Here is a 13,220-nt window from a genome sequence, read left to right on the forward strand (position 1 = left end):
ATGAGAATTCGATTTCATCGTTCTCAAGATCAATTTTGTTCGCTTTGACATACATATCATTCGTCAGTGGCATTTCTGAAAGGCGCACTTCAACGTTCTATTGTTTTGGATGGTAATATGAGAATTCGATTTCATCGTTCTCAAGATCAATTTTGTTCGCTTTGACATACATATCATTCGTCAGTGGCATTTCTGAAAGGCGCACTTCAACCGTTTTTTGGTCTGGTTTCACATGAACGAATTCTGGCAGTTCATAAAACTGACCCATGTAGCTTAAAACAAAACTGATCGGAATGCTCAATTGTCCAATTGAAAAGTCATCCACTTTCAGCAGGACATCACCATTATCTTCAACAGTTGGTGTAAATGACACGTTTGCATCAATGGTTGAAGAGAAGGCTTTAATCGCGCCTGTTACTTTCACATCTTGATCAATCGCAACATGAAAGTCAGGCATATCGCTTGATCCTTGATTTTTCAAATAATCATTTACAAAGCTGGTCAGCGATTCTTTTGAGCTAGAAATGTTAAAAGAATACTCGCTTTTCGCTTCTTTTTCTGAAGCGGATTGACCGCCTGGCAGCAGCATCAAAATGCCGCACGCAACAACAATCAATAGATTGATGGCAAGTAAAATAAAAAATAAGCTTTTCCATTTTTTCATATGTTCACCCTATTCCTTCGGCAGTCCTTCTTTTTTCACTTCTGAGAATAAACGATTTGCCATAAGAGAGTACCCCTTTTGGTTTGGGTGGAAATCATCATCTGCCAGTAATTTTTCATCAGAATCTTCTTCAAATAAATCTGCCACATTGATCATGTCAGCATTGCCGTCTTTTTTCAGTTCTTTTTTAGCGACCGCGTTCCAGTCTTTGACAACTTCATCGATATCTCTCAGCTCAGTCAGACTGAACTTAAAGGGATTATACATACTTACATACATGATCTTCGCGTGGTCATTATGTTCTCTCAGTTGAGCAAGAATGGTTTTAAAGCGCTCCTCAAAAGGACCTTGCTCTTTTTGAAAAGGAGCAAAAGTCAAATTGAGTACATTTTGACGGACGACATGCATTAAGTCATTTCCTCCGATCGTAAAGAAAATATAATCAGCGTCTTTCAGCCCATCTTGCACCTTTTTCTCTTTTAATCTCTTTAATAAATCTACCGTTCTACTGCCTTTAACAGCATAGTTTTTTAATGTAACAGATTGCACGCCGTCCACCGCTTCTATCTTGTCGCGGGTGATGCCTGCATACCCCTTTTTATTTTGATCTCCGATTCCTTCTGTTAAGGAATCTCCAACCGCTGCGATGGTAATATGTTCTTTTACGTTTTGTGTGTCTTCTAGTTTATCCTTTATGCCAGCCTCTTTTGCAGAACATGCAGAAAGAACAAAAGCTAGAGACATCACAATCAAAATCAAACGAGCTTTCAAACGATGATGTCCCTCCTTTTTCTGATTAAAAAAGTTTACCATGTTTTCGCTCATTTGAACATCCTTATGCTAGCTTCGGTTAAGCGTTTTGATGTCCTTGATGATTTCATCATATGGTGTATTTTGTACGCCATCATAATTTTTCATCACTTTCCCTTCTTGATCGACTAGGAAAAACAGTGATTGATGAATGACTTGGTCTTCATCTTCAGGTTTTTTCACAATGGTTTTAAAGCTCTTCATGGCGAATTTTTCAATCGCTGACTGCGAGTAACCAGTGAGGAAATCCCAATTTTTAAAGGACAATGGATATGCTTTAGCAAATTCCTTTAGCTTTTTCGGTGAGTCCACCTCTGGGTCAACACTAAAGGAAATGATATGCGCATCCAATTTTTCTTCTTTTAACCGTTTTTGCAGCTCTGTCATATGAGCAGTCATAGGCGGACAGATCGTTTCACAGCTTGTGAAAATAAAATCTGCAATCCATACTTTCCCCTTCAAATCATCCAGTGACACCTTTTGACCCTCTTGGTTTTGATACTCAAACGGCTGTATTTGATAATTTAACGCATCCTTGATTTGTCCATTTGAACACGATACTAAAAGAAGCACGCTTATCATCATAAGCGCACCAAGCAAGGCTCCCCTTTTTCTATACATGATATGCCCATCCCCTTTTTCAATCAATCGGTATAAAAAGTAAAGCCTATTGCTCCCTTTCCAGTATGACAGGAAATAATCGGAGTTGTGTAGGCGATATCAACAAGTGCATCAGGTGTGTGATCGAGTAGCGCTGATTTGAGCTTTTCTGCAAGCTCTAATGCATCTGCGTGCGCAATCCCAATTGCCTGAACGGTTTTTCCTTTCACCGCCTGTACATACTGTTTTGTCAGATAGCGGACAAGAGCAGAGTAGCTTCTCACATTCGCTTCCGGCGTGTATACTCCGTCTGTTAAGCTGGCAATTGGTTTGATGTGAAGAAGTGAGCCGATAAGCGCCTTTCCTCTTCCAATCCTTCCACCCTTCACGAGATTTTCTAATGTATCAATTGTGACATATAGCTTTGTTTTATGGCGGATTTTCCCCACTTCTTTGATGATGTCTTCACGGCTTGCACCTTTTTTTGCAAGTTCTGCTGCTTTGATGACTTGAAACCCTAATCCATAGGAGATAAAGTTTGAATCAATCACCGTGATGTTTCCATCCACCATTTTCGAAGCGCTTTCAGCAGTTTGAACTGTACCACTCATTCCACCGGTTAAATGAATACTAATGACTTCGCTTCCATCTGCCGTCAGCTTTTCATATAATTCGACGAATTGACCGATTGCAGGTTGAGACGTTTTCGGCAATTCCTCAGCGGCCTCCATTTTATGAATAAATTCATCAGGCTGCAAATTCACTCGGTCAATATAATCAACTCCAGAAATGGAGATATTGAGCGGAATCACGTGAATTGAAAGATCATTGATTTTCTCTTGCGGAAGATCTACAGTTGAATCAGTTACAATTTTAATTTGTTTCACTATCGTCTCATCCTTGCTGTCTTAGTCTTTACTTATGATATTACCTTATTTCCTGTATTCTTGAAAACAACTGTCCTCACGTTTTTGAAATTGTCACATTTTCTTCTTTTCATGAAAAAAATCCTTGCCAACTGAGCAGCCGCCTTTTCTAAACGGCGCTCACTCCTTTTGACAAAGATTCCTATTTATGCATTGTGTTTCAGTGTAGGCTGCTGATAGATCTGTTCATATGTGCTCCACTTGACGTTACGTTTCACGTACTCCCTGAAAGAGTACACATCTCTCTTTCCTTTAGATACATAGACTTTTTTCAAGAAAGCTTCAAGTCTAAAGGTGAGCATGAAACAATACGTCTCATCCCCCTTTAGAACAGGGATTTCTGTTACCTTGATCTGAGCTCCATCCATCCGTCTAAAACATATTGTTTTGAGCAGCACAAACGATCAATCCTCTTTTCCAATGATCTGTTAAGCCTAAATAAATAGGTGGAATAAATCTTGATCTTTATTCACTTCAACATAGTGGAAGCCTTTTTTATTCATCCGCTTAATCAGCGCCGCATAGTCATTTCTTTCTTTCAATTCGATGCCAACAAGTGCGGGACCTTTGCTTCGATTATTCTTTTTCGTATATTCAAAGCGTGAGATATCATCATTTGGCCCTAACACTTCATCTAAAAACTCCCTGAGAGCTCCTGCTCTTTGCGGAAAATTGACGATAAAGTAATGTTGAAGCCCTTCATAAATCATTGAGCGTTCTTTGATTTCTTGCATTCTGCCAATGTCATTATTTCCCCCGCTGACAATACAGACAACATTTTTGCCTTTAATCTCCTCGCGATGCGCTTCTAATGCCGCGATCGGCAAGGCACCTGCTGGCTCTGCTACAATCGCACATTGATTATACAGCTCTAAAATGGTTGTACACACTTTTCCTTCTGGTACAAGACTAATTTTATCGACAACGGATTGAAGGGACGTAAACGTCTTTTCACCAATCCGCTGAACCGCTGCCCCGTCTACAAACTTATCAATCGAATCAAGTGTCACAACCTCTCCCTTCTCATGGGAAGCATGCAGTGAAGCTGCGCCAAGCGGCTCGACAGCAATGATTTCGGTTTCTGGTGCAATGTTTTTGATATATGTGCCAACGCCAGATAGCAGTCCGCCACCTCCGACGCTTGCAAATAAAAAGTGAGGCTCCACTTCGATATCATTTAATATTTCTACAGCAGTTGTTCCTTGTCCTGCCATCACATCCAAATCATCAAACGGATGGATAAATTCGCGCTTTTCCTTATCTCCGCATTTTACTGCTTCATGATAGGAATCATCAAACGTATCTCCGGTTAAGATAATTTCAACATATTCTTTTCCGAAAAGCTCCACTTGAGATACTTTTTGCCTTGGCGTCGTAGCCGGCATAAAGATTTTCCCGTGGATACCTAAATATTTACAAGAATAGGCAACACCTTGCGCGTGATTTCCAGCACTTGCACAGACAATGCCGTTTTCTAGTTTATTTTTTGGCAGCTGGCTCATTTTATTAAAAGCGCCTCTTAATTTAAAGGAACGAACTACTTGAAGATCCTCTCTTTTTAAGTAGACATTACATTCATATCGTTCAGAAAGTCGCTCATTTTTTTGAAGCGGTGTATGAGTCACTACATCCTTCAAATTTTGATGGGCTTTTAAGATGTCTTTCACTTGAATTAGCGTGTTTTCTTTGAGCAACGGTTTCATGTACAAGATCCTTTCTCTTTAACCTTATTTAATTTGTCATTATAACATGAATATTCAAAAAATAAACCAATAGATCATGGATCAAGCATAAATTTCATAAACTTTTTCGTTTCTCTGTACATTTGGTTTTATTGGGTGTTACAATTAAACCAATTAGAACCATAAAGAAAGGAATCACCCGATGACCACACGTCCGTTTACTTCTATATATGGAGAGCACCAAGATATGAAGCACGCCATTCATTTGGCAAAACAATTCACGCAAAACAAGCAGCCTGTCTTAATAACGGGAGAAATCGGAACAGGCAAAACATTATTTGCCCAAGAAATGGCAAATGCTTCTGTTCCTCACGCTTCGCTGACACATATTTATTGCCCGACATTGGATGAAGAGACCTTACAGAAAGCATTCACTCAAAAGAAGAATCAAGCTCTTTATTTAGACGAAATTGGCGCATTAAGTATTCCTATGCAGCATCAGCTCATTCGTTTTCTAGAAACTTCACCTGCAACAAAAATCATCGCTTCTTCGTCTTTATCATTAGAGGCATTGAGGGTTTCATCTACTTTTTTACCTGAGCTATTTTATCGTCTCAACGTACTCCATCTGTCCATTCCGTCTTTAGCAGATCGAAAAACAGATATTCCTGCTTTAACTACTGCCTTTTTCAAAGAGCTGGGCATACAGCCTGACATTGATACAAGTGTTTGGGAAACCTTGCAGCAGTATCCATTTGAAGGCAATGTACAAGAGCTCAAAAATATGGTTCATTACGCTGCAGCGATTCTCGAGGGGCAAACGGTTTTCTTACACCACTTACCGCCTTTTGTGTTATTACCTCAACACGCAGCGGCTGGAAAAGGAAAAAAAGAAGAGCACCAGCTTACACTTATGGAGAAACAAGAATTTGTTTTCTTACTTGAAGCCATTAAAGCACTGAATGAAAAAGGAGAAGCAGCAAGCAGACGACTCTTGTCTGAATTAAGCAAACAAGGTGACATTCCGCTGACCCCTCAGCAGGTGAGGAGCCGATTAGATGATCTTGAGAAAAAAGCATACGTGACGAAAGGAAAAGGCAGGGCTGGAACGAAGATTACACTTGAAGGTCTTTCATTCCTGAAGTCGCTTGATGGTTATATACCGGTTCAATAAAGGAGGAAATCTATTGTTTACTGTAAAAGAAGAAATTGCAAACGCCGTTACACATGGCATTGGGGTTATTTTATCCATTCCAGCCATTGTTTTTCTCGTTTTATTCGCTGTTCAATACGGCACAGTCACAGACATTATTAGCTTTTCGATATTTGGTGCATCCATGCTGCTGCTTTATTTAAGCTCGACCCTGCTTCATAGCATTCGGCACAAAAAAACAAAAGATGTGTTTGAGATTCTCGACCACTCTGCTATTTATGTATTGATTGCTGGTACATATACACCCTTTTTACTTGGACCATTAAAAGGCGCACTCGGCTATACTCTACTTGCGATTGTATGGGCTCTTGCTGCAGGTGGTATTGTCTTTAAAATCTTTTTCGTCAAACGGTTTATCGTTGTATCCACTCTCGTTTATTTATTAATGGGCTGGATGATTATCATCGCCATCAAACCACTCTACATTCAATTAACGGGAGCAGGATTCGGCTTATTACTGTTAGGCGGTCTATTATATTCGGTCGGAACCATCTTTTATATTTGGCGTAAAATCCCTTATCATCATGCGATTTGGCACAGCTTTGTTCTCGGCGGAAGTGCGTCGATGTTTTTCTGCATCCTATTCTATTGTGTCAGCATCCCAGCGGCATAGAAAAACCAGCATCCACTTTCGGATGCTGGTTTTTCTATGCGCGCTTTTGAACGTAATCACTGATCACGACAGGTGCTTTAATATGAATATCGACATTGACAGGACGCAGCCTTTTCACGATCTTCCCTGTTAAAAGCCGATCCGTTCCGCTTGTTTCAATCGGAACAAGCGGACAATCACATTCTTCGGCAAGCACCTCTGCAATGGCACGATATTTTTCTGAAAGCAATACACTCTGCCCAGACATGACTCTTTCTTTTGCTTCTTCTAACAATCCCTCATCAGACTGATTGTGACGAATAACCGCCATCTTTTTCAGCCATTGTTTTAAGATGGGGTAGCGAAACAGATTCGAATTCGCCATGAAAGCAAATGGCTTCTCAAGGTGCCCAATTAATAATGTCGTTGTCACCGGATTAAGCTCATGGGTGACATAAATGACCGGTCCATCCGGCAGCTTCTTTTTCTGATGGATGGTCATCACTGATCCTGACTGATCAATACATCCTCTTGCAAACCTTTTCGCATGCTCATGAATGAGCTGCATTCGTTTCGTATAGGAAATGCGCGGATCAGTTAATTCATGATCATACAAATGCCTCATACTTTTTAAAAAGGATACAACAACATAAATCGTTAAAAACCAATAACGAAACAACCGTACTCCTCCTACTCATTTATCCTTCTTTTCTGTCATATACGACAAATTCATAATTGTAGGGGTTCTTTTCGTCACGATGGCCTTTTTCGCGTGATACAATCGTCCATTCGTCTTCATTGTAATGAGGAAAATAGCGGTCACCTTCAAAAGCATGATGAATGTGCGTGATGTAAAGACGATCCGCATATGGCATCATTTCCTCATACAGCTTAGATCCGCCAATGATAAATAATTCTTTCTCATTCTTCCCGATTGTTAAAATGTCAGCAATTGAATGGACAACCTCACATCCCTCTCTTTGAAAAGAAGGACTTGTGGTTAAGACGATATTACGGCGGTTAGGCAACGCTCGTCCAATCGATTCAAATGTTTTCCTGCCCATGACAATGGTATGGCCGCCTGTGACTTTTTTAAAATAACCTAAATCCGCGGGTAAATGCCACGGCATTTGATTATCTTGACCAATGACTCTGTCTTTACCTGTCGCCACAATCATAGAAATCATACACTGACTTCTCCTTTAATATGCGGATGTGGATCATAGTTCTCGAGTACAAAATCATCAAACGTAAAATCAAAAATGCTCTTTACATCTCTTGTGATGCGAAGCTGCGGAAGTGTGCGCTCCTCGCGCTCCAGCTGCATTTTCACCTGCGGAAGATGATTTTGATAAATATGAGCATCCCCAAGTGTATGAATAAACTCTCCTGGCTCAAGATTTGTCACTTTGGCAATCATCATCGTTAGAAGTGCATATGAAGCAATATTAAAAGGCACGCCTAAAAAGATATCTGCCGATCTTTGATATAGCTGGCAGGAAAGCTTCCCGTTTGATACGTAAAATTGAAACAAACAATGACAAGGAGGCAGCGCCATTTGATCAATTTCCCCCGGATTCCAAGCACTGACGATCAGTCTTCTTGAATTCGGGTTGTGCTCAATATCATGGATCAGCTTTGTGATCTGATCCACGGTCTCGCCGTCTCCACTCGCCCATGATCTCCACTGTGCACCGTATACACGGCCTAGTTCTCCATTCTCATCTGCCCATTCGTTCCAAATACGGACACCATTTTCTTGAAGATATTTGACATTTGTATCACCTTTTAAAAACCACAGTAACTCATGAATGATTGATTTCAGGTGTAATTTCTTGGTTGTTAATAAAGGAAACCCTTCCTGTAAATCAAATCTCATTTGGTAACCGAACGTGCTGATTGTGCCTGTTCCCGTTCTGTCACCTTTTTCATCCCCGTGCTGTAATACATGACGGCATAACTCTTTGTATTGTTTCATTTTTTTCATCCTTTATTTATGTTCTTGTTGTAGTTTACCTTATTTCTGCTTTTGTTGAAACCAAAAAAACACGTCTGCGTGATGAGCAGACATGTTTTTCTTATTATACTTGATTCACTCGATCCTGCTCTTCGTCCTTAATATCTTGGTGAGAGTGAGCAATGCGGCTTGCTGCTGCTGCGGCAAGTGCAGCGACAAGATCATCAAGGAAGGTGTGTACTTCTCCTGGACGACCTTCATCTAATTCTCGAATAATACCAAATTTCTCTTTATCTAAATAACCGAAGTTGGTCAAACCGATTGATCCATATACATTGACAATGGAAAGCGGAATAATTTCGTCAATTCCATATAGCGGCTCATCTGTTTCAACTAAGTGCTGTAAAGGTTCTGGCAAAAGCTTTTTTTCTGCCAGCTGATCAAGGGCAAGCCCTGTTAAAACAGCATGGACAATTTCCCTTTTCTTCAGCACTTTTTCAACATTTTCAATGCAGACACTAAGCGGGAGATTCGGATGATATTTTTCTTGAAGCTTAAGCACAATGTGTGCGATATCTTCAATTTTCACTCCGCGATCGTTTAACATTTGTTTTGTAATGTGCACCATTTCGTTCATTGTATATTTTTTCAATTGGCATGACATCTCCTTCTAGTGGCTCATCCAGCTCGGCGGGGTGTTTTTGTCCCAGTAAATATTACCGAGTTCATGGTGCGTCTGGAATCCATCTTCTGCTGTATGGTAATGAAAGTTAAACCAATATCCGCTATGAGGCGGCTGATCTCTTCTCACATGAAAACGGAGCAAATCTTCTCCGGTCTTCCGGTTGTAAATGTGAAAGATTTTTTCGCCATTTCCGCTGGAAGGTTGATCAGTTAAAACAACATCTTGAAATTTTTCGTCATCTTTGAAATTTGTTAAAAAGTCGGTTAACACTTGTTCAATCTTCGGTTGAATCTCTTCTCTGTACTCGTCCTCAATGACAGGTGTGATTTTATGACCAAATTTGAGAAAGGATTGGTTTTCTGCACTTGATAGAACCTCTTGCTTATATTGCTCAAAGGGATCTATCCGCTCTTTGTTGTCCTCTTGCGATAGTTCCCAGCTGCGCGTTTCATCTGATGTATCATAAACAGCTGTATAAGGGGACTTATCAGATGAAGAAAGTTCAGATGGCTTGTCTGTCATCAAAGCCGATGGAGGAGAGATTAAACCAAAAGTTGCAATCGTAAAGAGTGCAACAAGCGTTTTTCTCATCCACATCTTCATGATATCTAATTCCTTCCATAAGTTATCATACTGCTATTCTAGCATATAATGAATTTTCAGTCATTCAATTTGGTCATTGATTTGAGACTTTCTTTTTCATAATAAAACGTTTACAATGACAGTAACAGCGACTAAAATTTGGGAGGAATGGGTATGCTTGAAGGATTTTTCGTCACGGCTTCCTTGCTGACATTATTTTATTTTGTCTATATGGAGATCACAGATTAAAAGCCCCTAATGAGGGCTTTTCAGATTGTTGACAAAGGGCTAAAATGATCTTTATTTTAGCCCTTTGTCTTCTTTTATTTGGATATACCCATAATGGAATTGGGCTGTTTTTCGTTTGATGACCTGAAATTGATAGGAGTCCGCTGTAAACCGAGTGCTTTTCCAATGATCTTTTAAAACCACTCTTTTTCTCGCTACTCTTATCGCTTCTTGCATGGCCATTTCGTGGTCAAAGTAGTGCTCTGCCGCATGACGAAGCGGCGCTATACTTGTAGATTCTTGAATCGTTTCCTCAAACATTGGATCAAAATAGACGATATCAAATGAACGATTTGGGAGCTTTTTTAGCTGCTCGATACTGTCTCCGCTTATGACAGATATCCGTTTCATCGCTTCATCTGCCTCGCCTACACCTGTCTCCCATGTGTTTAGCCCTTCTCGCACTAGTAATGCCGTCATGGGGTTCTTTTCAATACCAACTACCTTTCCATTTGGACCTGCCGCGCAGCTTGCGGTAATGGCATCTGACCCTAAGCCAAGCGTACAGTCCAAAACGGAATCTCCTGGCTTAAGCTGTGCTGCTTCTATCAATGGATCCTTTTCGCCGCGGAGGAGCCGCTTCACCCTAAACATCGCTGAGCTTGGATGGAAGAAAAACTTTTCACCATTTGGCTGATACCATTCAAATCTTTCTTTCCCGACAACGAGTACGTCCCCCCGTTTGATAGCAAGCTGTTTGACGGATTGTTTGCGCCGCTCTACATACTCACCATGCAAATCCTCTGCTAGTGCCTTTGCTGTTTCAATCGTTTGTACATTTGCTCTAAAGCTTGTTGTAATGAGCATGCCGTTCCTCCATCATGATCAAGAAAAAATGCCCTGATCTGATCACAGGACATTTCAACACTTGTATTAGCAATGTTTTTCGAATGCAGATAATACATTTTTCATAATGTCTTCCATTTCATGGCCTTCAATTTCCTCACGCGGGATAAAATGAACAAGTTCATTTCCTTTTAAAAGTGCCATTGAAGGAGAAGATGGCTCTTCGCCTGTGAAGTATTCTCTCATTTTTGCCGTTGCTTCCCTGTCCTGGCCAGCAAAAACTGTTACAATTCGATCTGGTGTTTTTTCTGCCTTCATCACAGCTTGAGTAGCAGCTGGGCGTGCTAATCCGGCAGCGCACCCGCATACAGAATTGACAACCACAAATGTCGTTCCTTCTGCTTCTTGCATCGTTTGTTCTACCTCTTCTTCAGTTGTTAGTTCTTGAAATCCCGCACTTGTAAGCTCTTGGCGCATTGGTACAACGAGCTGACGCATATATTCTTCATATGCCATTGACATAAAAAAGCCCCCTCTAAAATCCTTATGTTGTGAATAAGGATACTATAGAGAGAGCCAATTTTCAAATGTTCGCTTTCAGATTAAATTTTCATGATTCCGCCTGTATTGGCTGATGTCACAAGTTTTGAGTATCTGGCTAGATAACCAGTTTTCACTTTTGGCTCAAAGCCTTTCCAATTCGCTTTTCTTCTTTCCCATTCTTCTTCTGGAACATCTACGCTTAAAATGCGCTTTTCAATATCTACAACGACATGATCACCATTTTCAACAAAAGCAAGCGGGCCACCCTCAGCTGCCTCTGGAGAGACGTGTCCAATGGACAATCCGCGAGAAGCGCCAGAAAAACGTCCGTCTGTAATTAAAGCAACCTTTGGACCAAGTCCCATTCCGACAATTTGTGAAGTGGGTGCAAGCATTTCAGGCATGCCAGGTCCGCCTTTAGGTCCTTCATATCGAATAATGACCACATGTCCTGCTTCTACTTTTCTATTAATGATTCCCTCAAGAGCTTCTTCTTGGGATTCAAATACGATCGCAGGTCCTTCATGACGTGTGATACCATCTTGAACTCCGCCTGTTTTAATAATAGCCCCATCTGGCGCAAGGTTTCCAAATAAAACGGCTAAGCCGCCTTTTTCAGTAAATGGCTTGTCAATTGGATAAATGACGTTATAGTCTTTTACCTCATGCCCCGCAATATTCTCACCGAGCGTTTTCGCTGTGACGGTCATTGTATCTAAATGAATAGCTCCTTCTTTTTTGGACAATTCATTTAGCGCAGCTGTCACACCGCCTGCTTCATGTAAATCCTCAATATAAACATCCGAAGCTGGTGCAAGTTTTGATAAATGCGGCACACGCTCTGCTACTTCATTGATACGCTCGAGTGAATATTCAACGCCCGCTTCATTTGCGATCGCCAATGTGTGAAGAACCGTATTGGTTGAACCACCTAGTGCCATATCTAGTGCAAATGCGTTATCAATCGCTTTTTCAGTGACAATATCACGTGGTTTAATATCTTTTTTAATGAGCTCCATCAGTTGTTTTGCTGATTTCTTCGCAAATTCTCTTCGCTCTGGTGATGTCGCCAAAATTGTTCCATTTCCAGGAAGAGCGATGCCAAGCGCCTCTGCTAAACAGTTCATTGAGTTTGCCGTAAACATACCTGAACAAGATCCACATGTTGGACAGCCAAACTGCTCTAACTCATTTAATTCCTCTTCATTAATTTTTCCTGACTGGTATGCACCAACGCCTTCAAATACGGATGAAAGAGAAATTTTTCTGCCATCACTTGTTCTACCTGCTTCCATCGGACCGCCGCTGACAAATACAGTTGGGATGTTCACACGCATTGCTGCCATCATCATGCCTGGTGTGATTTTATCGCAGTTAGGAATACAAACCATTCCATCGAACCAGTGTGCAGACACAACAGTCTCTACTGAGTCAGCAATGATTTCACGGCTTGGTAATGAATATCTCATCCCAATATGCCCCATGGCAATTCCGTCATCGACACCAATCGTATTGAATTCAAATGGCACCCCGCCAGCTTCACGAATGGCTTCTTTCACAATTTTACCGAATTCCTGAAGGTGGACATGTCCTGGGACAATATCAATATAGGAATTACATACGGCAATAAACGGTTTACCGAAATCCTCATCCTTTACCCCCGCTGCTCTTAGTAAGCTTCGGTGAGGTGCTCTGTCAATTCCCTGCTTAATCATATTACTGCGTAGTTCTGCCATCTGTTTAAAAAGCCTCCTATACTACAAGTCTAAGTTGACTGCATGATTTTGAGTTGATTTTATTTTACAAATTTTCTGTTTATTTAGCCACCTATGAATGACTGATGACCAATATGGCTGCTGAAGCAAGCGCTCAGCAAGGATCGTGTCATAAAA

General features: G+C 40.8%; 16 protein-coding genes. 2 read left to right on the forward strand and 14 right to left on the reverse strand.

The window, feature by feature from the left end:
* Positions 1-97 precede the first annotated feature (97 nt).
* The 6 genes from NPA43_RS09675 to ilvA form a co-directional block, all read right to left on the reverse strand.
* Positions 98-664 (reverse strand): YpmS family protein, encoded by a 567-nt coding sequence (locus NPA43_RS09675; protein WP_099728708.1) that lies wholly within the window; start codon positions 662-664, stop codon positions 98-100.
* A gap of 9 nt (positions 665-673) precedes the next feature.
* Positions 674-1,435, reverse strand: coding sequence for an SGNH/GDSL hydrolase family protein (locus tag NPA43_RS09680; RefSeq protein WP_230030300.1), 762 nt, complete (start codon positions 1,433-1,435; stop codon positions 674-676).
* A gap of 69 nt (positions 1,436-1,504) precedes the next feature.
* Positions 1,505-2,095: an SCO family protein gene (locus NPA43_RS09685; RefSeq protein WP_099728732.1), complete on the reverse strand. Its 591-nt coding sequence runs from the start codon at positions 2,093-2,095 to the stop codon at positions 1,505-1,507.
* Between the two features lie 23 nt (positions 2,096-2,118).
* Positions 2,119-2,961, reverse strand: coding sequence for a DegV family protein (locus NPA43_RS09690; RefSeq protein WP_099728706.1), 843 nt, complete (start codon positions 2,959-2,961; stop codon positions 2,119-2,121).
* Positions 2,962-3,146: 185 nt separating this feature from the next.
* Positions 3,147-3,398 (reverse strand): YpmP family protein, encoded by a 252-nt coding sequence (locus tag NPA43_RS09695; RefSeq protein WP_034319122.1) that lies wholly within the window; start codon positions 3,396-3,398, stop codon positions 3,147-3,149.
* 36 nt (positions 3,399-3,434) lie between these two features.
* A complete protein-coding gene (ilvA, locus tag NPA43_RS09700) occupies positions 3,435-4,703 on the reverse strand; it encodes a threonine ammonia-lyase IlvA (protein WP_099728731.1) in 1,269 nt (422 codons plus the stop codon).
* A gap of 181 nt (positions 4,704-4,884) precedes the next feature.
* Between ilvA and NPA43_RS09705 the strand changes: the two genes are divergently transcribed.
* On the forward strand, positions 4,885-5,856 hold the full coding sequence (locus NPA43_RS09705; protein WP_256498707.1) for a sigma 54-interacting transcriptional regulator: 972 nt from the start codon (positions 4,885-4,887) through the stop codon (positions 5,854-5,856).
* A gap of 13 nt (positions 5,857-5,869) precedes the next feature.
* The gene (trhA, locus tag NPA43_RS09710; protein ID WP_099728703.1) at positions 5,870-6,508 is read left to right on the forward strand and encodes a PAQR family membrane homeostasis protein TrhA; all 639 of its coding nucleotides are present in this window, start codon (positions 5,870-5,872) and stop codon (positions 6,506-6,508) included.
* 34 nt (positions 6,509-6,542) lie between these two features.
* Here the strand turns inward: trhA and NPA43_RS09715 are convergent, their stop codons facing one another.
* From NPA43_RS09715 to ilvD, 8 genes are all read right to left on the reverse strand, one after another.
* Positions 6,543-7,166 (reverse strand): lysophospholipid acyltransferase family protein, encoded by a 624-nt coding sequence (locus tag NPA43_RS09715; RefSeq protein ID WP_256498708.1) that lies wholly within the window; start codon positions 7,164-7,166, stop codon positions 6,543-6,545.
* A 19-nt stretch (positions 7,167-7,185) separates the two neighbouring features.
* Positions 7,186-7,674 (reverse strand): dihydrofolate reductase, encoded by a 489-nt coding sequence (locus NPA43_RS09720; RefSeq protein WP_256498709.1) that lies wholly within the window; start codon positions 7,672-7,674, stop codon positions 7,186-7,188.
* Positions 7,671-8,465 (reverse strand): thymidylate synthase, encoded by a 795-nt coding sequence (locus NPA43_RS09725; RefSeq protein ID WP_064497497.1) that lies wholly within the window; start codon positions 8,463-8,465, stop codon positions 7,671-7,673. Before NPA43_RS09725 ends, NPA43_RS09720 begins: the two co-directional genes overlap by 4 nt.
* A 103-nt stretch (positions 8,466-8,568) precedes the next feature.
* The gene (locus NPA43_RS09730; RefSeq protein WP_099728699.1) at positions 8,569-9,096 is read right to left on the reverse strand and encodes a phosphatidylglycerophosphatase A family protein; all 528 of its coding nucleotides are present in this window, start codon (positions 9,094-9,096) and stop codon (positions 8,569-8,571) included.
* 18 nt (positions 9,097-9,114) lie between these two features.
* The gene (locus NPA43_RS09735; RefSeq protein WP_099728698.1) at positions 9,115-9,732 is read right to left on the reverse strand and encodes a YpjP family protein; all 618 of its coding nucleotides are present in this window, start codon (positions 9,730-9,732) and stop codon (positions 9,115-9,117) included.
* 279 nt (positions 9,733-10,011) lie between these two features.
* Positions 10,012-10,806 (reverse strand): class I SAM-dependent methyltransferase, encoded by a 795-nt coding sequence (locus NPA43_RS09740; protein WP_099728485.1) that lies wholly within the window; start codon positions 10,804-10,806, stop codon positions 10,012-10,014.
* 66 nt (positions 10,807-10,872) lie between these two features.
* Positions 10,873-11,307: a BrxA/BrxB family bacilliredoxin gene (locus NPA43_RS09745; RefSeq protein ID WP_099728484.1), complete on the reverse strand. Its 435-nt coding sequence runs from the start codon at positions 11,305-11,307 to the stop codon at positions 10,873-10,875.
* A gap of 80 nt (positions 11,308-11,387) precedes the next feature.
* Complete coding sequence (gene ilvD / locus NPA43_RS09750) at positions 11,388-13,064, reverse strand: dihydroxy-acid dehydratase (RefSeq protein ID WP_034319100.1); 1,677 nt, start codon at positions 13,062-13,064, stop codon at positions 11,388-11,390.
* Between the last annotated feature and the right edge of the window lie 156 nt (positions 13,065-13,220).

Source organism: Bacillus pumilus (assembly GCF_024498355.1).
In the GTDB taxonomy this organism is placed as follows: Bacteria; Bacillota; Bacilli; order Bacillales; family Bacillaceae; genus Bacillus; species Bacillus pumilus_P.